This is a genomic window from Erythrobacter sp. S249, assembly GCF_057364975.1.
In genome coordinates this window covers 2,566,907-2,587,574 of the sequence record NZ_CP200287.1, presented here as the reverse complement: position 1 = coordinate 2,587,574, position 20,668 = coordinate 2,566,907, and the positions used below count along the sequence as shown (strand labels likewise).

At 60.4% G+C, this 20,668-nt stretch carries 16 protein-coding genes; 10 read left to right on the top strand and 6 right to left on the bottom strand.

The features are described from left to right. The first annotated feature begins 22 nt into the window (after positions 1-22). Together AC0V6V_RS12175 and AC0V6V_RS12170 are read left to right on the top strand one after the other, a co-directional pair. Positions 23-1,678, top strand: coding sequence for an alpha/beta hydrolase family protein (locus tag AC0V6V_RS12175; RefSeq protein WP_486166349.1), 1,656 nt, complete (start codon positions 23-25; stop codon positions 1,676-1,678). A gap of 110 nt (positions 1,679-1,788) precedes the next feature. Further along, positions 1,789-2,595, top strand: a complete 807-nt coding sequence (locus AC0V6V_RS12170) for an SDR family oxidoreductase (protein ID WP_486165628.1) — start codon at positions 1,789-1,791, stop codon at positions 2,593-2,595. A gap of 61 nt (positions 2,596-2,656) precedes the next feature. Here the strand turns inward: AC0V6V_RS12170 and AC0V6V_RS12165 are convergent, their stop codons facing one another. Next, complete coding sequence (locus AC0V6V_RS12165; RefSeq protein WP_486165627.1) at positions 2,657-2,959, bottom strand: 4a-hydroxytetrahydrobiopterin dehydratase; 303 nt, start codon at positions 2,957-2,959, stop codon at positions 2,657-2,659. A gap of 72 nt (positions 2,960-3,031) precedes the next feature. Here AC0V6V_RS12165 and ccmA point away from each other — a divergent pair, with 72 nt between their 5' ends. Both ccmA and AC0V6V_RS12155 read left to right on the top strand, forming a co-directional pair. Beyond that, positions 3,032-3,643, top strand: a complete 612-nt coding sequence (gene ccmA, locus AC0V6V_RS12160) for a heme ABC exporter ATP-binding protein CcmA (protein ID WP_486165626.1) — start codon at positions 3,032-3,034, stop codon at positions 3,641-3,643. Continuing rightward, positions 3,640-4,290, top strand: a complete 651-nt coding sequence (locus AC0V6V_RS12155) for a heme exporter protein CcmB (RefSeq protein ID WP_486165625.1) — start codon at positions 3,640-3,642, stop codon at positions 4,288-4,290. The genes ccmA and AC0V6V_RS12155 overlap by 4 nt, the downstream gene beginning before the upstream one ends. Before the next feature lie 447 nt (positions 4,291-4,737). Here AC0V6V_RS12155 and map read toward each other — a convergent pair whose 3' ends face one another. Further along, entirely contained in the window at positions 4,738-5,565 is an 828-nt protein-coding gene (map, locus tag AC0V6V_RS12150) for a type I methionyl aminopeptidase (RefSeq protein ID WP_486165624.1), read from the bottom strand. Positions 5,566-5,608: 43 nt separating this feature from the next. Next, positions 5,609-6,484, bottom strand: coding sequence for a PdaC/SigV domain-containing protein (locus tag AC0V6V_RS12145; RefSeq protein ID WP_486166348.1), 876 nt, complete (start codon positions 6,482-6,484; stop codon positions 5,609-5,611). Between the two features lie 67 nt (positions 6,485-6,551). Here AC0V6V_RS12145 and AC0V6V_RS12140 point away from each other — a divergent pair, with 67 nt between their 5' ends. The 5 genes from AC0V6V_RS12140 to glnA all read left to right on the top strand — a co-directional run bounded on the left by AC0V6V_RS12140 (position 6,552) and on the right by glnA (position 11,460). Then, the gene (locus AC0V6V_RS12140) at positions 6,552-7,952 is read left to right on the top strand and encodes a leucyl aminopeptidase family protein (protein ID WP_486165622.1); all 1,401 of its coding nucleotides are present in this window, start codon (positions 6,552-6,554) and stop codon (positions 7,950-7,952) included. A 127-nt stretch (positions 7,953-8,079) separates the two neighbouring features. Then, positions 8,080-8,427 carry a hypothetical protein gene (locus AC0V6V_RS12135; RefSeq protein WP_486165621.1) on the top strand — a complete coding sequence of 116 codons (348 nt, stop codon included), beginning with the start codon at positions 8,080-8,082 and terminating at the stop codon, positions 8,425-8,427. Between the two features lie 27 nt (positions 8,428-8,454). Continuing rightward, on the top strand, positions 8,455-9,387 hold the full coding sequence (argC, locus tag AC0V6V_RS12130) for an N-acetyl-gamma-glutamyl-phosphate reductase (RefSeq protein WP_486165620.1): 933 nt from the start codon (positions 8,455-8,457) through the stop codon (positions 9,385-9,387). A 255-nt stretch (positions 9,388-9,642) separates the two neighbouring features. Continuing rightward, positions 9,643-9,981, top strand: coding sequence for a P-II family nitrogen regulator (locus tag AC0V6V_RS12125; protein WP_486144236.1), 339 nt, complete (start codon positions 9,643-9,645; stop codon positions 9,979-9,981). A 69-nt stretch (positions 9,982-10,050) separates the two neighbouring features. Then, positions 10,051-11,460, top strand: coding sequence for a type I glutamate--ammonia ligase (gene glnA, locus AC0V6V_RS12120; protein WP_486137175.1), 1,410 nt, complete (start codon positions 10,051-10,053; stop codon positions 11,458-11,460). An 84-nt stretch (positions 11,461-11,544) separates the two neighbouring features. On the opposite strand, the gene AC0V6V_RS12115 is transcribed toward glnA, so the two are convergent. After that, a complete protein-coding gene (locus AC0V6V_RS12115; protein ID WP_486165619.1) occupies positions 11,545-13,317 on the bottom strand; it encodes a sensor domain-containing diguanylate cyclase in 1,773 nt (590 codons plus the stop codon). A 210-nt stretch (positions 13,318-13,527) separates the two neighbouring features. Between AC0V6V_RS12115 and AC0V6V_RS12110 the strand changes: the two genes are divergently transcribed. Continuing rightward, positions 13,528-14,193, top strand: coding sequence for a lysozyme (locus AC0V6V_RS12110; protein ID WP_486165618.1), 666 nt, complete (start codon positions 13,528-13,530; stop codon positions 14,191-14,193). A 47-nt stretch (positions 14,194-14,240) separates the two neighbouring features. Here the strand turns inward: AC0V6V_RS12110 and AC0V6V_RS12105 are convergent, their stop codons facing one another. After that, positions 14,241-18,443: a translocation/assembly module TamB domain-containing protein gene (locus AC0V6V_RS12105; RefSeq protein WP_486165617.1), complete on the bottom strand. Its 4,203-nt coding sequence runs from the start codon at positions 18,441-18,443 to the stop codon at positions 14,241-14,243. After that, positions 18,443-20,632 (bottom strand): autotransporter assembly complex protein TamA, encoded by a 2,190-nt coding sequence (locus AC0V6V_RS12100; RefSeq protein ID WP_486166347.1) that lies wholly within the window; start codon positions 20,630-20,632, stop codon positions 18,443-18,445. Before AC0V6V_RS12100 ends, AC0V6V_RS12105 begins: the two co-directional genes overlap by 1 nt. Between the last annotated feature and the right edge of the window lie 36 nt (positions 20,633-20,668).

Here is a 20,668-nt window from a genome sequence, read left to right as displayed (position 1 = left end):
TTCGATCAATGTCGAAACCGGGGTGGAAACCAACCTCACCCCATTTGAGAATACCCGCGTCGACATCGTTGGCGGGTCAGAGACGATCCGCGACAAAATCCTGATCGGCCTCAACAATCGCAATCCTCAGTTTCACGATGTGCACCTGCTCGATCTCAACACCGGCGAGCTTGAGCTGGTCTATGAAAACAACAGCTATGCCGGGTTTATGGCGGATGACACGCTGACCCTGCGCATGGCGATGCGCCAGAACGAGGCAGGCGGCACTGACTATTTCCGGGTCGAGGGCGGCGCGGTTGAAGAGGCCCCATTTGAAAACACGGCGATGGAAGATTCGCTGACAACCTCGCCAGCGGGCTACACCACCGATGGCTCCACGCTGTATTGGCTCGACAGCCGCGGCCGCAACACCGCCGCCCTCTACGCTCAGGACACAGCGAGCGGCGAAAAGACGTTGGTGGCGGAGAATGACAAGGCCGATATTGGCGGCACCATTCGCAACAACAAAACCGGCGTGGTGGAGGCCTATTCGGCGAACTATCTCAAGACCGAGTGGACCGCTATTGATCCCGAGATCAAGGACTCGCTCGATTGGCTTGGCGGCCAGCTTGATGGCGAGTTCGGCGTCGCCAGCCGTACCGATGACGACATGACCTGGATCGTGTGGAACGACCCGCTGACCGCGCCAAGCGGCAGCTACATCTATGACCGCACGGCCAAGACCCTCACCCCGTTCTACATCACCCGGCCAGAGCTGGAGGGCGCGCCGCTCCAGCCGATGCAACCGGTAGAGATCACCAGCCGCGATGGCTTAACCCTGCCATCTTACCTGACACTCCCACCGGGCAGCGACAGCGATGCAAGTGGCCGTCCAGACGCCGCAATCCCAATGGTTCTGCTGGTCCACGGCGGTCCATGGGCGCGCGATAACTATGGCTTTTCCAGCGGCGTCCAATGGCTCGCCAACCGGGGCTATGCTGTGCTGCAAGTGAACTTCCGAGGCTCCACCGGGTTCGGCAAGAACTTCATCAATGCGGGCAACAAAGAGTGGGGCCTGAAGATGCATGATGATCTGATCGATGCAACTGACTGGGCGATCGAGCAAGGGATCACCACGGCCGATCAAGTGGCGATCATGGGCGGCTCCTATGGTGGCTATGCGACACTTGCTGGCCTCACCTTTACACCAGAAAAATTCGCCTGCGGCGTCGACATTGTTGGCCCGTCCAACCTTGAGACCCTGCTGGCGACCATTCCGCCCTATTGGGCACCGATGGTGAAGATTTTTCATGAACGAATGGGCGATCCAAACACCGAGGAAGGCCTTGCTTTGCTGAAGGCCGCAAGCCCGCTGTATAAGGCCGATCAGATCACTAAGCCGCTGCTGATCCTGCAAGGCGCCAATGATCCGCGCGTCAAACAATCGGAGAGTGACCAGATCGTCGGCGCGATGAAGGATGCCGGTGTGCCGGTCACTTACGTGCTCTATCCTGATGAGGGCCACGGTTTCGCAAAGCCGAACAACAACATCGCCTACACCGCGATCACCGAGAATTTCCTGGCGGAATGCCTGGGTGGACGCAGCGAAGCAATTGGCGATACGGTTGGCAATTCCACCGCCCAGATCCTCGAAGGCGCACAGCATGTGGTTGGCCTAGAAGCTGCGCTGGCGAAGTAGCCACCCGCTTAACCCACAGACGATCCGTTCTGACACGCATGTCAGCAGCTGACAAACAGAGCGCGCGGGATTAGACCTCGCGCGTCCTTGTTTTCGGGGAGTAGGTTCAGGTGACACAGCGTCGGTCAATTTTTATCACTGGCGGTGCCTCGGGCATTGGCCGCGCCATCGCGCGCCTGTTTGCAGAGCGCGGCTGGTTCGTGGGGCTGGCCGACGTGAACGTGCAAGGCATGCAGGACACCGAAGGCTTACTTCCCGGCGGGTTCTCCTATTCACACAAACTGGATGTGCGCGACCGGGCCGCTTGGGACGAGGCGCTGGAGGCCTTCGCTATGGCCGCTGGCGGGCGGATTGATTGTGTCGTCAACAATGCCGGGATCGGGGTTGGCGGACAAATCCACGAGATGGAAAAGGATGAAATCGACAACTGCCTCGACATCAATCTGAAAGGCGTCCTTTACGGTGCCGCCGCCGCGTTCCCGTATTTGAAAGAGACAGCGCCAGGTTCTGTGCTGCTAAACACAGCCAGCGCCGCCGGGATTGCTGGCTCTCCCGGCATGAGCGTCTATTGCGCGACCAAATTTGGCGTGCGCGGCATCGCCGAGAGCCTGGATGCAGAATGGGCTGAACATGGGATCAAAGTCGCTTCGATCTGCCCCAGCTTCATCGAGACGCCGTTGCTGGACGGCACGGGCAATCGCGGCTCTAACGAGCAAATTCGCGACACTGTGCTAGCCGCCGGTCTGGAAATTACACCCGTTGAAGAAGTCGCCGAGGTCGCTTGGAACGCAGTGCACAGTGACGAACTGCATTATGTCGTCGGCAAAACCGCCAAACAGCTAAATTTTGCCAAACGATGGATGCCGGGCCGGGTCCGCAAACAAACTCGCACTGGCACAGGCCTGCTGGGCCAATAGGACTAGTCAGAAAAAAGGGTAATACGCCTCGGCACCGACACGAGTGCAGTGAGTGCGGAACTCACGAAAGCTCAGCAATCGCCTTCGCCATGGCCGCATCGCGCGCCGACAGACCGCCGCTTTCCCCTGCATCATGCGTGGTCAAAGTGATCTCCACCTTGTTGTAGACATTGAACCATTCAGGGTGGTGATCCTGGCTCTCTGCGATCAGGGCGACACGGTTCATAAAGCCCCAGGCCTGAGAGAAATCGGCGAACTCAAACTTGCGAAAAATCGCCTTGCCTTCGCGCACTTCATTCCATTCTGGGAAAGCCGCGAGCAGCTCCGCTCTTTCGCTATCTGTCAGTTCAGGCACACGGCTCATATCGGTTCCGATCAGGCAATTGTTGTCTAGCGTGTTGTTTGCGGGGCAGCTTTTGCCTAACGCCGTGCAATCATGCAAGCGCGCCTTACCGTATCTGACCTTGCCTGCCGCCGGGGCGACCGAGTGCTGTGCCGGGGGCTGAGCCTGGCTTTGCAAAGCGGCGATGCGTGCCATGTGACCGGCGCAAATGGCACCGGCAAGACGACCCTTTTGCGCAGCTGTGCGGGGCTGCTCACCCCCTTTGCGGGCACGGTGGAGAGTGAGGGCGCGGTAGGCCTGCTCGATGAGCGCATGGGTCTTGATCCCGATCTGCCGCTGGGCCGAGCGCTCGCATTTTGGCAAAGGATTGATGGCTGCCCGGATATGGACCCGGCGGTGGAGGCTATGGGTCTAGGCAATCTGCTCGATATTCCGGTGCGGTATTTGTCGACTGGTCAGCGCAAGCGCGCGGGGCTCGCGCGGCTGATCGCGCAAGCTGCGCCAATCTGGCTCCTCGATGAGCCGCTAAGCGGTCTCGACACCCGCGCGATTGAGCAAGTGACGGCCTTGATTGCTGCGCACTGTGAGAGCGGTGGGATCGCTCTGGTCGCCTCGCACCAGACGCTGAGCATTGCTGGCCTCACGACGCTGGAACTGGCTGATTACGCGCCCCGCGCAGCGCCAGAGCCAGAGCCAGCCGCATGATCACCGCGCTGCTCAAACGCGATCTGGCGCGCTTCTTCCCGTTCACCGGCAGCGGGGCGGCTCTGCCCGTGATCTTCTTCTTGGCGGTCGCAATGCTGTACCCCTTTGCGGTCGGGCCGGATGCGCCCTTGCTCGCACGCACAGGCGGCGGCGTGGTTTGGATTGCCGCCTTGCTCGCCGCGATCTTGCCGCTCGACAGCCTGGTTGCGCGCGACATTGAACTGGGCGTGTTTGATCAGCTGAAACTGCGCGGGGTCACTGAGGAAGTCAGCATGGCGGTGCGTCTGGCCGCGCATTGGCTCAGCTTTGGCCCGCCGCTGATATTGGCGACATTCCCTGCAGCGGCTCTGCTCAATCTGGATGGAGAGACACTGCACATTCTGCTGCTCGGATTGCTGGCGGGCACACCGGGCCTAGCCGCGATTGGCCTGATGATCGCATCGCTCACAGCGTCCTTGCGCGCAGGCGCGGCTTTATCAGGCCTGCTGCTAATCCCGCTGGCGCTGCCAATCCTGATCTTCGGCGCAGGCGCGCTGGCCCGCATGGATCAGGCAAGCCTTGGCTTTGTCGCAGCGATCAGCCTGCTGCTGGTGGCGATAGCGCCGTTCGCGGCAGGAGCTGCGATTAGGGCTGCCCGGGAGGGTTAGGTCGAAGGTGACTCAGATTTGGCAAGGGATATCCCCTTGCCCTAGATCCCGGATCAAGTCCGGGATGACGAAGAGCAATTATGAGCCTTGTAGGCACCTGGGTGCATAGCACGGCAAGGCAAGTCTATCCCTCAAACCGCGCGCCCATATTATTGAAATGCTCTCGGTTCGGGTGCCCTCGCCCAGCGTCGTAAAGATAGAGAGTAACCGCACACGTCTTTTCACTTGCCCACCTGATCGCGTCGGCAACGGAAATTCCGTCTCGGAACTCGTAGTCTACCACCGTAAGCACGTCGCTTTCCGGAGCCTGATCAGCATCCTTGCATGAGTTATCGTGCTCCGTAGCTTCGATTATCGCGTTGATGTTCTGCCAGCGATACTCTCGATTACGCCTATCGATAACATTCCAAATCATAAGAACACGATCCTTAAGACCGTCAATGCACCTCAGTAAGGCGGCTTGTCTTTACCCGTTGGGCTGAGCGTGAATATCTCCGTGCCCTCTTCTGTCACCGCCAGCGAATGCTCAAATTGCGCGGATAGGCTTTTGTCGCGGGTCACAGCGGTCCAGCCGTCGCCCAGCACTTTGGCCCAAGGCTTGCCCAGATTGATCATCGGCTCGATGGTAAAGAACATCCCCGGTTTCAGTTCCGGCCCAGTGCCAGCCTTCGCCGCGTGCACAACCTCTGGAGCATCGTGGAACAGGCGGCCGAGTCCATGTCCGCAAAATTCGCGCACCACGCCGTAGCGGAATTGCTTGGCATGCGCTTCAATCGCGGCGCCAATATCGCCCAGCCGCGCGCCGGGTTTGCCCGCCGCTTCGATGCCTAGCATCAGGCATTCATGCGTCACATCAACCAATCGCTTGGCTTTGAGGCTCGGCTCACCGGCAAAGAACATACGCGATGTATCGCCGTGCCAGCCGTCCAGCAGCGGAGTGACATCGACGTTGACGATATCGCCCTCTTTGAAGACTTTTTCGGACGGGATACCGTGGCAAATCACATGGTTGATCGAGATACAGCAGCTGTGCGTGTATCCGCGATAGCCCAATGTCGCAGGCACTGATCCGGCATCCAGCATCATTTCGCGCACGGCGGTGTCGACGCTTTCGGTGGTCACGCCGGGCTGCACCAGATTGGCGACCTCATCAAGGATCCGCGCGGCCAATTGTCCGGCCTTGCGCATCCCGTCAAAGCCTTCTGGCCCGTGCAGTTTAATGGTGCCGTCGCGGTAGACGGTCTGATCGCCTTCGATAAGCTGATATTCGGTCATTGCCGCTATGTAGCGACAATGCGCGCGATTTGCGAGAGGCGGCTTACTTTGCCGTAAAGCTCGCGCGATATTCCGGCTTTACCGCGCCCAAAATCGCCTGTGTGACCGGAACAGTCACCTCGTAATCGCCCTCCACATAAGGGCCAGCAACATAAGGCGCAGCGAGCAATCCCAGCCGATCAAAGCTCTTGCCCGTGGATGATCCGAGTAGCAGCGTTAGCTGATTGAGTTTGGGACACTCACTGAAATATCCGCCGTCTTCCACTTTGCCCCGGCGCTTGGCTTGCTCCGTCTTCAGCCCCTCACAATAGGGCGCCCTTACGGCGTCATGCAGGGCGGTCGTCGAGGTAAAAAGCGCATAGGGATCAAGCGCCTCCCCCTCCCCATCATTCGCCTGCCGATCCCACACGAGAGTGTCGAACCAATAATTGCCGTGTGCACCGCCCGCATAGACATAGTGATTGGCCGATAGCGACAGGAAACGCGGCAGGTCGGCCACCACTTGCCAAGTCTTGCCATAGCTGTCGGTCTTGCAAGAATTGCAGTCGCTATCCGCAAACTCCTCCAGCGTGCCGCGCCATGATTCTTTCTGCTCGGCTAGGGCTTGCGTTCGGCGCTGTTGAAGCTGCCGCGCAAGGCCTGGAATCGCGCTAACCTGAGCAGGCCAGCTGTATTCAAAGTCGCGGCTGGCACCGCCGATTTGTTCCTTGTCGGTGAAGTTGACCGCTTTGAACCCGGCCGCCGTGCGGCGCTCCAGATCATCTTGCGCGCTGCCATTCCCAGCCACTTCGGGCGGGGTCGGAGGGGCCGGTGTGTTTTGCGCAACGCCAACATCATCGGCGACTTCTTCCGGTGAAGAGCATGACGCGAGCGCGCCCGCCGCCAGAACCGCCACACAAACCGTCATTGCCCTGCCCATGATGTCCACCCTTCCACTTGCGCAATTCGCGCGTGACAAGTCGTCGCTCAAAGCTAATGACGTAAGTATGAATGATACCAAAGAATTGATCCAGCCCGACCGCGGGCAAGACGCCGTCTCGATCCATCTTGTGACGCAGGATGGATATGAGGATTGGGTTAAATCCCTTAGCACGGGACAGCGCGCCGCGCTGACCGCGCAAAAATTCACCGGCGGCGCTGGCCAAACGGGCATTGTGCCAGATGGCGACCGTTGGTTCGCAGTCGGCGGCGTAGCCAACAAGGACAAGCTTTCAAGCTATTGCCTCGCCGGATTGGCTGAGCAGCTGCATGAGGGCACCTACCGGCTAGAGAATGCTGAGGCTGGCGCGGCGATGTTTGGCTGGCTAACCGCGCATTACCGCTTCACCCGCTACCGCGAGGATGAAAACGCGGTCGGCCCGCGCGTGCTGCTGACCAAGCAGGCCGCAGCGATTGAGCCATTGCTCGCCGAAGCGGAGGCAGAAATGCTGGTCCGCGACCTGATCAACACACCGGCAGAGGACATGGGACCAGCCGCCCTAGAGGCAGAGTTCGAGAAACTCGCCAAGGCCTATGGCGCCACCTTGAACGTGACGAAGGGCGACGCGCTGGAGCAAGGCTATCCCATGGTGCACGCCGTTGGCCGCGCCGCTGCGCGCCATCACGCGCCGCGCATGCTGCACCTCTCCTGGCAAGCCAAGGGTGGCAGCGACAAGGACCCAGTGCTGGCGATTGTCGGCAAAGGCGTGTGCTTCGATTCGGGCGGACTCGATATCAAGCCAGCCGCCGGAATGCGCCTGATGAAGAAGGACATGGGCGGCGCAGCCCACGCAATCGCGCTTGCGGGCCTCGTCATGCGGGGCGGGCTGAAGGTGCAATTGCACCTGTTTGTGCCAGCGGTTGAAAATGCGATTTCTGGCCCGGCGTTCCGCCCCGGCGATGTGCTGGACAGCCGCAAGGGTCACAAGGTTGAGATCCACAACACCGATGCGGAAGGCCGCTTGATCCTTGGTGATGCTCTAACTCGCGCGAGTGAGGAAGAGCCAGAGCTGATCATCGATTTTGCCACGCTGACCGGCGCGGCCCGCATTGCTCTGGGCCCCGATTTCCCAGCGCTGATGACGCGCCGTGACGAGACCGCCGCTGACTTGATTGGGGCGGGCAAGGCGAACGATGATGAGCCGTGGCGATTGCCTTTGCCGGAGGGATATTTCGACTATCTCAAATCCGACATTGCCGATTTCACCAACGCGCAGAGCAATCCCTATGCGGGCGCGAGCGTCGCGGGACTGTTTCTCGATAAGTTCGTGGGCGATGGCATTGAATGGGCGCATTTCGACACCTTTGGCTGGCGCCCCTTCCCCAAGCCGGGGCGCAGCAAGGGCGGCGCGGCCTACGGTCTGCGCGCGAGCTGGCATGCGCTCAAAGCGCGCTATGGCAGCGAGTGAACGCGGGCCAATTTGAGCTTCGCTTTCCACCGCTAGCCAGCGGCTAACTTGCTCGAAAGGCTTTCGCCGTATAAGCGCGCCGGACCTCAGCGATACGCGCTGGGCCGTGACAGGGGACCAGGCTCCTATGAGCAAGGCTGCAAAATACGAAGTGCCATCAGGCGTGCTCGGTTTGAGCGGCCCGATCGCGCGTCCTCAGCCCGGTACTCTGCCGCTGCGCGGTGACCTGGCGCATATCGCGCTCGCGGGCACGCATTTGGCGGCGCATTACGTTATTCCCGAGCCCCGCGAAGTCGCAGCCGGCGGCGCATCCATGCTGCTGCAGCCGCAAGACAGCGCAGAGCTCGTCACAGCGCTCGATCCCGGCAGTGCAATCGAATTGCTCGATGTCGCGGGCGACTGGGCTTGGGCCACGATTGGTCCGGATGGGCCAAGCGGATATGTCAAAGCCGATAGTTTAAGCATCGTTGCTTAGCGCGCGTCAGCGGCTAAACAGCGCAGCATGACAACACGCATTTTCATCGATGGAGCCGCCGGGACGACCGGCTTGGAAATCCGCGAGCGTCTGGCGACGCGCAGCGAATTTGAGCTGCTGGTGCTGGATGATGACCGCCGTAAGGACGAAGCCGCACGCAAAGAGGCATTGCACGAAGCCGATGTCGCTATCCTGTGCCTACCCGACGATGCAGCGCGCGATGCCGTGGCCCTGGCCGCTGGATCAAACACGCGGATCATCGATGCCTCCAGCGCGCACCGAGTGGCGGAAGGCTGGACCTATGGTTTTCCAGAGATCATCGGGCTCGACAAAATTGCCGAGGCGCAATTTGTCTCCAACCCGGGGTGTTATCCAACCGGCTTTCTTGCTCTGATCGCACCATTGGTTCGCGCGGGGCTGCTGCCAGCCGATTGGCCCTACACTGTGAACGCGGTGAGCGGCTATTCTGGCGGCGGAAATGCTTTGATTAAGCGGATTGAGGACGAACCCGACCTCGCCTTTCGCAGCTACGGCCTGAATATGGCGCATAAGCACCAGCCCGAGATGAAGCTGCATGCTGGGCTCAAACACGGAGTAATTTTCGCGCCAGCCGTGGTGCGCGCCTATCGCGGGATGCTGGTTGAAGTGCCGCTTCACCTAGGCGCGATTGATAGTAAGCTGACGCCAAACCAGTTGCGCGAAGCTCTGGCCGAGAATTACGGCTCGTCGTCCATCGTAACCGTTACCCCATCAGAGCCACTGACCGAGCTTAACGTGCGCGAAGGAGAGCCAGCAAGCGACGCCATGACGCTCTATGTGTTCGGCAATGAAGGCGGCTATCATGCCCGCTTGATCGCTCGGCTCGACAACCTTGGAAAAGGCGCGAGTGGCGCGGCGGTTCAAAACCTCAACATCATGTGCGGTTTGCCAGAAACCACTGGCCTTCGCCTGCCCGGCTAAGCACGCTGCCGCTAAGCAATTGCCCTGAGCCTTTGCCTAATTTTTAGGCAATCAGAGTCTGTGCTTTGGGCAGACCCAACCCGCGGAACCGCACGCGACATGATCTTGCGCTGCAGCCATTTCAAACGAATGCCCCTTGCGCAGCAGGCCAGATCATCTAACCCAATCCATCACAGAGATTGGCACGATTCTTGGATCGCGCGTATTATAGTCTAAGGCGACCAAAACCGCCTGACAGGGGAGACCGACCGGGCCGTGAAAAAAGTCGAAGCAATCATCAAGCCATTCAAACTCGACGAAGTGAAGGAGGCGCTGCATGAAATCGGCGTGTCCGGCATCACGGTCACAGAGGCGCGCGGCTTTGGCCGGCAAAAGGGCCACACAGAGCTCTATCGCGGCGCCGAATATGTCGTCGATTTCCTACCCAAGGTAAAACTCGAAGTTGTCATCAGCGATGATCTGGCCGAGCGTGTGGTGGAGGCTATCGCCGCCGCTGCGCAAACCGGCCGCATTGGTGATGGCAAGATCTTCGTCTCGCCGATTGAGACCGCCCTGCGCATCCGCACGGGCGAGACCAACGAAGACGCGATCTAAACCTCATCCACCCTCTCTGCTCGTAAAAACGCAGGCGCAACCACCAGATAAGCTGGAGAATTACAGACCATGGCAAGTGCAAAAGACATCGTAAAACAGATCAAGGAACATGACATTGAGTGGGTGGACCTGCGTTTCACCGACCCAAAGGGCAAATGGCAGCACCTCACCATGTGCGGCAGCGTCATGGACGAAGACGCACTTGACGATGGTCTGATGTTCGATGGTTCATCCATCGAGGGTTGGAAAGCGATCAACGAATCCGACATGATCCTGAAACCTGATCTGGACACCGCCTATGTCGATCCGTTCAGCGCGACCCCAACATTGATCCTATTCTGCGACATCGTAGAGCCATCCGATGGCCAGCTGTACGCCCGCGACCCGCGCTCCACCGCGAAACGCGCCGAGGCCTATCTCAAATCGACCGGCATTGGTGACACCATCTATGTCGGGCCAGAGCCAGAATTCTTCATGTTCGACGATGTTCGTTTCGAAGACGGCTATGCCGGATCAGGTTTTGCTATCGACGATATTGAGCTGCCAACCAACACGGGCAAGGAATATGAAGGCGGCAACATGGGCCACCGTCCACGCGCCAAGGGCGGCTATTTCCCGGTTGCTCCGGTCGACAGCGCCACCGACATTCGCGGCGAAATGGTTGCCACGATGATGGAAATGGGTCTGCCCATGGACAAGCATCACCACGAGGTTGCCGCCGCTCAGCATGAGCTCGGCATTACCTTCGGCAATCTGGTTCAAACCGCTGACCGCGTGCAGATCTATAAGTATGTCGTTCAGCAAGTCGCCCATGCTTATGGCAAGACCGCGACCTTCATGCCGAAGCCGATCAAGGACGATAACGGCAGCGGCATGCACACCCACATGTCGATCTGGAAAGACGGCGTGAACACCTTCGCTGGCAATGAATATGCCGGTCTGTCGGAAACCTGCCTTTACTACATCGGCGGCGTCATTAAGCACGCAAAGGCCGTCAACGCCTTCACCAACGCCACCACCAACAGCTACAAACGTCTGGTCCCAGGCTTTGAAGCACCGGTTCTGCTCGCATACTCAGCGCGCAACCGCTCTGCCTCTTGCCGCATTCCATACGGCGCTGGCGAGAAAGCCAAGCGGGTTGAGTTCCGTTTCCCAGATGCGCTGGCCAACCCATATCTCGCCTCTGCGGCGCTGATGATGGCGGGTCTCGACGGGATCGAAAACAAGATCCACCCTGGCGAGGCGATGGACAAGAACCTCTATGATCTGCCGCCAGCTGAGCTTGCTGACGTGCCGACCGTTTGCGGCTCCTTGCGTGAGGCGCTTGAGGCTCTCGAAGCAGACCACGAATTCCTGCTGAAGGGCGATGTGTTCTCGAAAGACCAGATCGACGCCTATGCTGAGCTGAAGTGGGAAGAGGTATCGCGCCTTGAAACCACACCGGCTCCGGTCGAGTTTGACATGTATTACAGCAGCTAATCCGCCGCTGACACACGATAACAAGGGGGCGCCAAGAGTGATCTTGGCGCCCCTTTTGTTTGTTCTGAAGACTCTAGGCTGAGATTAAGCCGCAGTGCGCAGCAGATTTCGCCCAGCTTGTTTCGCATCATAGAGAGCACGGTCGGCTTTCTGCATCGATCGTTCGATGCTCTCATCCGCGTCAACCGCTGCCAGTCCGGCGCTCATCGTAACCTGTGTGAGGCCAGCGATTTTCCAGTTCTCTGCCGCGACATCGAGACGCAATCGCTCAATAATCCCGTGCGCAGTGGCAACGTCTTCGCCAGGTAGGATCACCAGAAACTCTTCCCCGCCGATGCGGCCGGCACAGTCGCCGGGACGCAATTGTTCAGACACGATTTGCGCAACGCGTTTCAGCACTTCGTCACCCGCCTGGTGCCCATGAAGATCATTCACCGCTTTAAAGTGGTCGATGTCGAAAATCGCGATTGTGAGCGGTGCGCCGCTAACCTTGGCCACCCGAGCCGCTTTACGCAGTTCGCCAAAGACTTTGCGGCGATTGGCAATCTCAGTAAGTTCATCAGTCTCAGACAGGCGCAGCGCCGTTTTCGCTTCGCGCAAGGCATCACGCCGCGCCACGCGCAGGGCTTCGAGCGTTTCCGTTTGCTCGGTGATATCTTGGAAGGTTCCAAACAGGCCGCGGAACGTGCCCGATGCGTCAAACCGAGGGTGGCCGATACTGGAAACATAGCGGATTGCGCCATCAGGCCTGACGATCCGTGCCTCGTATGCAAAGGGTTTTCGTCCCCCTATCGCATCGACCAAAATGACGCGAACTCTGTCCCGATCCTCCGGATGATAAAGATTTAGCGAGCGCACGTCTTCAAACGACACCACGCCGCCCAGCTTAGGGTCTCCTGGCTCAATGCCGTGGATATGGAACACCTCTTCTGACCAAATCAGCGTAGATTGGTCGGGTTCCAGTGCCCAGTGCCCCACCCTCGCGGTTTTCTCTGCCAGCTTGAGCAATTCGGTCGACCGAACATATTGATCAATCAGCTTTTTCTTTTCCGCCATCAGTGCCGACAGCGGCCAAACAGAACACAGCAGGCTGAGCAGATAGAACTGCAGGAACAGCGTATCCCATTGCAGTGCAAATTCGCCAATCACCGGACCTGAGAAGTCTGTCTCTAGAGTGGCGACAACCGCGACAAGGCTGATGCTGACCGCCGCGCCGCGCGAGCCATAGGCGTAAGTCGCAGCGGCAACCGCGATCACTGGCAGGAACAGAAACTGCCCCTCACCAAGGGCCACGGCGGCCCAGCAAATGGCACCAACAATGGCGGTAAAAACCGCGAAGCGCAGAACAGAGCTGCGCGAATGCCGCTCAAGCTTGAGCGGAAACTCATTGGCGGCCGTGACGATCACAGGTGTCACGATCATCATCCCAAGGCACACTGTCGTGAACCAAGATACGAAGAAGGGCAGCGTCAATTCGCCCGCGAGCAGCGCAGCAACCGCTGCGCTCGCAGCGCTGCCGATTACAGCCGCACCGAAGAAGGTCGCAAGCCATCGCTTGTCGTCTAAAGCGCGCGGAACGCCAGAGGTCCGAATAACCAGCTGGCTGATCAGCAACCCTTCAGCGATATTGGCGGCAGTGAACGCCAAGGCGGTTCCAAACGACGCGCCATACAGAACATTCGCCGTGATGCTGGCTGCGGCCACTGCAACAGCAATCCCGGCGATCTGATTTCGCCGGGCAAGTAGCAAAGCGGACAGCAATATCCCGCTGGCAGGCCATACCGTGGCAACCCCGCCAACACCCATTGCGAGTTCAAAGGAGAAGCAGGCAGCCAGAAAATAGGCTGTCCCTACCATGCATCCGATCGCCCAGTTTTTTACTGGTGCATCAGTTTTAGAAGAGTTCCCGTCCATGGACCGGCCCTGCCGCACAAGTCTTAAGATAGAGCTTTGAAATTGTAACAGGATGTAAAATTTGCATCTCTCGCCGCGCAAACTTTCCATTTTCCTACTCGGCTACAATCTGCCTAATAGGTTCGCCTCTGTTCCCACTAGGAGGCGACCGCCGTGCCAGATCTCACCTCAAAATCTCGCAAACCCTTGTTCGATGCCGTCCGCACGATGCTGGGCCGGAGCTTTCGCAAATCCGAAGTTGCGAAGCTTGATCGCGCGCTCGATTGCGCCGCTGGCGATAACGCGGCCTGCCGACCGGAGCGCAGCCAAGTCTCCGTGCCGATTGTAAAGTCCGCGCGCTCTGGAATGCGAGTTGGCGAGCAAGGCATTGCCATGGTCAAACGGTTTGAAGGGTGCACGCGGCTGCGCACGGACGGCCTGATAGAGGCCTATCCTGACCCCGGCACAGGCAGCGAACCGTGGACAATTGGCTGGGGCGCAACCGGGCGCGGGCTTGGCGCGGATGACCGGATTGGTCCTGGCACCGTCTGGACGCAGGCAGAATGCGACGCCCGGCTGGAAGAAGACCTTGCGCTCTATGCCGCCGATGTCGCGCGCGCGCTCGGCGATGCCCGCACCAGCCAAGCGCAATTCGATGCCATGGTCAGCTTTCACTACAACACCGGCGCGATTGCCCGCGCGACCCTGACCCGCAAGCACAAGGCCGGAGATTTTGATGGCGCTATGCGAGAGTTCGCGCGCTGGAACAAAGCTGGCGGACGGGTGCTGAAAGGGCTGACCCGGCGCCGGGCTGCAGAGGCGAAATTGTATGGGTCTTAGGTTGGGCGTGCCGGGCTTGGATCAGGCCAAACCCAAAACAGGCCCACTCAATAATCGCGGCTGATCTCTGCCACCACGCTTTGCCGTCCAATGGTCGATACACTGCCGAGCAGAGCGAGCCAGCGTGTAATCCGGTACTCCACGCTGGTTGCGCTGTACCCGCGGCCATCAGTCACGATCTCGACGTAGACCCGGCGGCCAAGGTTTTTCCCCAGCGCCACGCCAGTACCGCGGTTGAGCGCAGGATCGGCGCTGACGATGCGCAGTTGGTCAAGGCCGATTGCATTGCGCAGCTGGCTGACCGGATCGATCCCGCCGCCGCCGCGCAGGCTCGCCAAGGCCGCGCCCAATTGCAGCGCATCGGTAGCAGATAGGCTGGTGATCGAACCGCCGAACAGTAGGCGGGCTAGGATCTCTTCCTCAGGCAGCTGTGGGGTCGAAGCAAAAGTGATTTCAGGGCTGTCAGAATTGCCGCCAATCGCAACGGTCACATTGACGTCGTCGGCGCTCGTTTCCGCCTCAATGTCGAGGCGCGGATTGATCGGCTGGTTTGCGTCAAAGGCGATGCGCCCGCGCGTCAGTTCGAACCGTGTTCCAGCAAAGGTGTATGCCCCGCGCACCAACCGCGCCTCGCCGCCAACGCGTGGATCGCTGGTCGTGCCGCGCAGTGCAATATCCGCGCCCCATTCGCTGTCCAGGCCCAGCCCATCAACCGAAATCCGGCTATTTGTGCTGGCATCCACCAGATAGCGCCAAGTTGACGCAGATGCGGTCTGAGGGCGCGCATCGACTGGCGAGTTCACTTCTCTTGTGCGCACCTCAGGCAGGGCCATATCTTCCGCCGCAACACCCAGCGCCCAGCTGGCCCGGTTGATCCTCAGCCGCCCGGCAATGGTCCCGCCGCTGCCATTCGAGATTATTCGCAAAGGTCCGGTCAGCGTTGCGGACAGACCGTTGGCGTTAAGCAGCTGCGCATCATCAACCGCTGCGCGCAGGTCAATCTGCGGCGGGCGGCCCGATTGCAATCCGGCGAAATTGACCGAGCCGCTGCCGCTGACGGTGCCGCCGCGCGCGGTTGTCCCGGCAAAACGGGTCAGGCGCAGGCGCGATCCAGCAAACTGCCCGCGCACAGCAACATTGGCGATATCCGTACCGGACAGCGCGCTTTGCACCCGCAGATTGTCGCTCGCGACCCGGCCGTTGAACACCGGGTTGGAAAGTGTACCGGTAACCTTGGAGGAAACCGTCGCAGGGCCGGTCAGATCGAATGTCTCAATCCCGATCAGCCGCCAAACACCCTCAGCCGGGCCGCTGTAATTCAAATCCGCAGCCAGCCGCCCACGCCGCAAACGGTCCATCAAAGCACCATTTAGCGGAACGCCGGTAATGTCGGCCTTGACCCGGCCAAGCCGGTTGCCTTCTTCGCGCAATACCGCCCCGCCGCTCAATCGGCTCGGCGTTAGATCAAGTACCGCGAGAACATCGACCGGGCGCGAGGACAGGACGAGGCCAGAGCGGGTGAAGTTCTTGATCTCTACCTTGGCATTGGCGCTTGGCGGCGCGCTGCCCGTTTGGCGGTAATCGATCAGGCCAGAAATCACACCGCCAAAGCCAAGGTCAGCAATGGCGAGATCGGCCAGTGAGAGGGGCACATTGGCAAGCTTAGCCTGCACGGCGGTCTCCGCCCCGCCCAGCGCGCCTTCAACAATGGCATAGCCCCGGCCAAAGCCGAGCTGCGTTGGCGCAAGCCGCCAGCCTTCCTGCCCCTCGGCCTGGGTCAGGACGGCGCGGCGCGGCATCGTAATCTTGCGGCCTGCAAACTCACCCCGAGCCAAGAGCGCGAGGCGGCGCGGAGCAATATCGCCATCAAATTTGAGGGCAAAGCGGTCGCTGCGCCGCCCGGCAATCGACGCGGTCGCTTTGCCCGTTCCATCGGTCACATCAGCCTCACCCGCGAAGCGCCCGATGAAGAGTGCGCCGTATTCCAGGCCGGAACCAGAAACGTCGGCATTGATCCGGCTGGAGCCATCAGTGAAAGCGCCATTCGCGTTGATATCTGCGCTGGCCAAAGCCAAAGTGGTCGTGCCGCCAAAGCGCGCGCCGCGGACCGTCACATCGGCATCGAATGCCTGCGCTGTTCCTTCTGGCGCGAGTGCGATTGACCCGCCAATGCCGCCGCCGCTGAGCGCCAGATTTCCGCGCAGGCCGCGCTCTTCCAAAGCGAGCGCGCCAGTCACATCAGTGCGCCAGATTCTGAGGCTTGAGATATCGATCCGCGCCGGACCATCACTAGGCAAGGCAAGCCCAAGCGTGCCCTTGAACGGGCCGAGCAGAGAGCCGCCCTCAGTATCAATCGCAAATCCATTGTCACTCGGCGCAATCGCAACGCGCACATCGGCAAGACCAGCAGCAGGCAAAGGATCGGCGAAGACCAATGTCGCGCGCGGGCCTTCGACACCGAAGGCTCCGTCAATCGTGAAATCACCATAGTCCGCGTGCCGTCCAGAGCCGACTAAGCTAGTCGTGCCATCGACGACCCGGCCATCTGCAGCCAGTGATAGCTTCGGGCTGTCTGCCTCCAGCGCCGTGAAGGAGAATGGCGAATTGCCGCCGACCGAGAGCCCGCCGCGCAGTTTTATCGGGCCTCCTGCGACATTGGCGACCGTCTCATTGGAGATACTGGAAAGCTCGCCTGCAAAGTTTGCTCGCAGGCTCCAGGGGATATTCGCGCCCGCTTTCAGCAGTATCTTCGCGGTCGCATTGGCGCTGCCGATATCGGGCAGATCAAACCCGCGCGCGCTGACCGGCCCGGCCAGCGCATACACGCCCGCCGACGTATCGCCCCTGAGCGTGAGATTGGCCCCGAGCGTTTCAAAGGCGAGGCGCAGATTGTCGCTGGTGAGGCGTCCCTCGCGCCAATCGAGGCCGCCGCGCAAAATGCCGCTGGTCAGCTTTGGATCGAGCGAGGCGATCCCGGTCGTCACCGCGCCGCTGGTCGCATCGAGTGGCAGTGACCAACCAGCCCCATCATAGCGCGCCGTGCCGGATTGGACGATGTTAGCGATCTCTGTCTCGCCAGCGACAAGCGCACCAATCCGCAAGGAATGCTCGGCAGCAAGTTCGCGGAACGGACCGTCAAGGTTCGCGGTAAATCTGGTATTCTCCAACGACACTGCTGATCCAAGCAGTGCCGGATCACGCAGCAAAGCATTGACCCCAAAGTCATCAAAGCTGTTGTCAGCCAGATCAACAGCGCCCTCACCTCGCGCAAGCAATGCGCGCGTGGCGGCAGCGAACTTGCCGTCAAACGTGCTGTCTTCCAGCGTACCGACCAGTGAGAGCGACAGTGCATCGCCCAACGCCCGCGCTGCAATGCCCGTGCCCTCAATTGGAGGAGAAACCTGTCCCAGCAGGCTGTATTCGCCTGCGCGATTGGTGATCTGAAAACCGGCTACGCGGGCTGTATCTTCGCCGCCCGTCTCCTCCACGAGCAGATGGCCAAGCCATTTCTCCCACGTCCCCTCGCCATCGATGCGCGCGCGGTAGCCGCGATCCAGCCCCGCCATCTGCGCAATCACACCGGCGGCTGGCGCGGCGTAGTCGAGCTTTATGTCGAACTCGTCGCCATCGGGCATAGCGTTCAGCAACAAGGCAATGCGATCTTCACTGCCGAGTGTTCCATCCAAATCGACAAACACCAGGCCTGAGCGAATGTCCGCCTCCGCCGTCAGATTGACTTGCTGTGCATCCTCACCGGCAATGCCCGGGGCGAGCGTGAGGCTGTCGATCGTCAGCTCATCAACGCGAATGTCGAAGTCGGGCAAGATCGGCGCGTCCGGGTCGCCGGGAAGCAGCTCTGGCAGTCGGCTGAGCGTGCCGCGCCGCGCGCTTAGCTCACGTATGTCGAGACCGCTGGTAAGCCAGGCGAGCGGGTTCCAATTGAGATCGACCTCTGGGATCGTTAGAAACTCACCGACCGGATCAAACACGGTCACGTCATGCAGCGTCGCCTTGCCGTATATATCCCCCTCGATCCGCCCAACCTCAAAGCGCAGCCCGGATGCAGGCGCGACTTGAGCGATCTGATCGGTCACAAAGCGTTTGCCGATGGGCGTGCTCAAAAACGCAGCCGCGAGCACGAGCGGCAAAAGGATGATCGCCAGCGCCCAGCCCAGCCGCTTGGCCCAGCGCCGTTTGCGCTTCACCGGCGGACTCTCCGCTTGCTCTTCGATTGCGGCATCCTCGCCCATCAGAACGCCTGCCCAAGGCTGACATAGACGACGACCGGGCTGTCGAACTCATTAGGGTTGAGCGGCACGCCGACATCAACCCGGATCGGGCCGAACCCGGTTTTGTACCGCACGCCCACGCCCGCACCGACGCGGATCAGGCCAAAGTCCGGCGTGTTGTCGACCGAGACGGAGCCTGCATCCACAAAAGGCACGACTTCGACCGCGCCGTCGAGCAAACCGGTTTCGATCCGCGCCTCTAGCGAGAATTCGACCAGAGAGCGCCCTCCAGTGGCCTCTCCCGTATCGGGATTGCGCGGTCCGATGGCTTGAAAGCCATAGCCGCGCACCGAACCGCCGCCACCCGCATAGAGGCGCCGAGATGGCGCGATGGCATCGACACCTGCGCCTTGAATGGTCGCGAATTTTGCGCGGCTGGCGAGCACGGTGGAGCCAATCGATTGGTAATACGTCGCATCCGCTTCGCTACGCAGATAAAAGCTGGTCACCCCAAGTGATTGCGAGACCTCCGGCGCGAGGAAACCAGTGAGCCGGTATCCGCTGGTCGGGTCGAGCAAATCATCGCTGGCATCAATCGTTGCACGGCCAAACACCCCGCCGATGACGAAGGCCTGACGCGGCGATTCCGCGCCATCGACGCCTTGGTTGCGCTCGTCGGTGTAGAGCAGCTCGCCGCCCAAAGCCCAGCTAAACGGCTTTTGAAACAGCAGATTGGAAAGCCGCTCAAATGTGCCGCGCAGGCCAATGGTGCGCGCATCCACCGCCTCGGTTTCAATATCGCTGGCATAGGCATCAAGGGTAAGGACCTGATCACGCGCGCGGAAATTGCTGCGTTTGAGGCTGAGACTAGCGAGCCGTTCTCGCGTGCCAAGAATGCCGCGGACGGTCAGTGCGCCTTCTGGTGGGAAGAGGTTGCGATGCTCCCACCCCGCCTCAACCTTCAGGCCATCCTCAGAGCCAAAACCAATCGCGCCGGAAATCGTGCGCAGCTTGGCCTGCTCAACCCCGACATCGAGCGCGACCACGCCCGGGTCGTCGCCGCTCGGCGGGGCGACTTCTCTAGGAGTGATGGTGACGCTCGAGACCAGCCCGGTTGCGGTGACCGCGCGGCGCAGGTCAAATTCCAAACTGCGCTGATAGGTGTCGCCCGGCTCAAACCGAGCAATCCGCGATAGGTGCTTGCCAGACAGGAACTCCGGCTGGCTGCTGGTGACTTCGCCGAAGACATACTTGCCGCCTGGCTGAACTGGCAGCGTCAAATCGCCCTCTCGCCGAGTGTGATCGATCAGCAGTTCCGGCTCATCAATCTCAGCAAAAGGATAGCCGAGCTCTCCCAGCTCCGTATCGAGCGCAATTTGCTGCTCAATGATCCGGTCGGCGTATAGCGGATCGCCCGACTGAATGGCGAAGGCATTGCGCAAATCGACGTAGTCGAGCGCGCCGGAAAGAGCGCCGAGGTCGATCTCGCCAAAAGAATATCGCGGACCGGGCAAAATATCGAAGCGGGCGCGCGGCTGAGCGCTTGCGGTGTCGTCGCCCGGCCGCACGCCGGATAGCTGGCGGATCACCTGGCCATCGTAATAGCCATAATTACGTAAAGTGCGCTGGAGCAGGTCTTGATCGGCCCGCGCGCGCGCTGCCAATTGCGCGATGCTGGCCTCGCTGCCGCTTAAAGTTTCCACGGTAGAAAGTGCTTCAAATCGGGCGAGAAACTCTGCGCGCTCCGGAAAACCCTCTGAATCGGCGGGAAAACCCAGCTCCAATTCGTCTGATATATCGAATCGGGCGAGCTCTGGCAGCTCGATGAGATCGGGCGCATCAATCTCTGCCAGCGCCTCAACCTCAGGATCAGGAGTCAGCGGTTCGGGCACCGCAATCGTCAGCGTTTCGAGCTCTTCGGCGATTGGGTCCGGCGCGTCAGCTAGATCTGTCACGGGATCGTCCGCGAGCTCAAAGCTTTCGGATGACGTCGCAGCAAGCCCCGCGCCCTGCGTCGCCCAGTCCTCGGCGTTTTCGACCGCACTATTCGGTATCAGGTCTTCGAGCGAACGCGGCGGCGGCGGAGCAGCTGGTGCTGGCGCTTCGCTTAGCTCCTGTTGAGGCACTGCGCCCTCGGCAGCGGGCTCGTTTTCGGCCGGCTGCGCCAAGTCAGGCGAGGCATCCTGCGCATAGGCATATGGGCCATGCACAGCGCAACCCATCGCCGCGGCGAGCCATACGCTTCG

Bases quoted from the DNA above. Each gene is read 5' to 3' on its own strand.
- ccmA (WP_486165626.1), top strand. From the start codon at position 3,032: ATGCAAGCGCGCCTTACCGTATCTGACCTTGCCTGCCGCCGGGGCGAC.
- AC0V6V_RS12145 (WP_486166348.1), bottom strand. From the start codon at position 6,484: ATGGGCAGGGCAATGACGGTTTGTGTGGCGGTTCTGGCGGCGGGCGCG.
- AC0V6V_RS12140 (WP_486165622.1), top strand. From the start codon at position 6,552: ATGAATGATACCAAAGAATTGATCCAGCCCGACCGCGGGCAAGACGCC.
- AC0V6V_RS12135 (WP_486165621.1), top strand. From the start codon at position 8,080: ATGAGCAAGGCTGCAAAATACGAAGTGCCATCAGGCGTGCTCGGTTTG.
- AC0V6V_RS12105 (WP_486165617.1), bottom strand. From the start codon at position 18,443: ATGGGCGAGGATGCCGCAATCGAAGAGCAAGCGGAGAGTCCGCCGGTG.
- glnA (WP_486137175.1), top strand. From the start codon at position 10,051: ATGGCAAGTGCAAAAGACATCGTAAAACAGATCAAGGAACATGACATT.
- AC0V6V_RS12165 (WP_486165627.1), bottom strand. From the start codon at position 2,959: ATGAGCCGTGTGCCTGAACTGACAGATAGCGAAAGAGCGGAGCTGCTC.
- argC (WP_486165620.1), top strand. From the start codon at position 8,455: ATGACAACACGCATTTTCATCGATGGAGCCGCCGGGACGACCGGCTTG.
- AC0V6V_RS12115 (WP_486165619.1), bottom strand. From the start codon at position 13,317: ATGGTAGGGACAGCCTATTTTCTGGCTGCCTGCTTCTCCTTTGAACTC.
- map (WP_486165624.1), bottom strand. From the start codon at position 5,565: ATGACCGAATATCAGCTTATCGAAGGCGATCAGACCGTCTACCGCGAC.
- AC0V6V_RS12155 (WP_486165625.1), top strand. From the start codon at position 3,640: ATGATCACCGCGCTGCTCAAACGCGATCTGGCGCGCTTCTTCCCGTTC.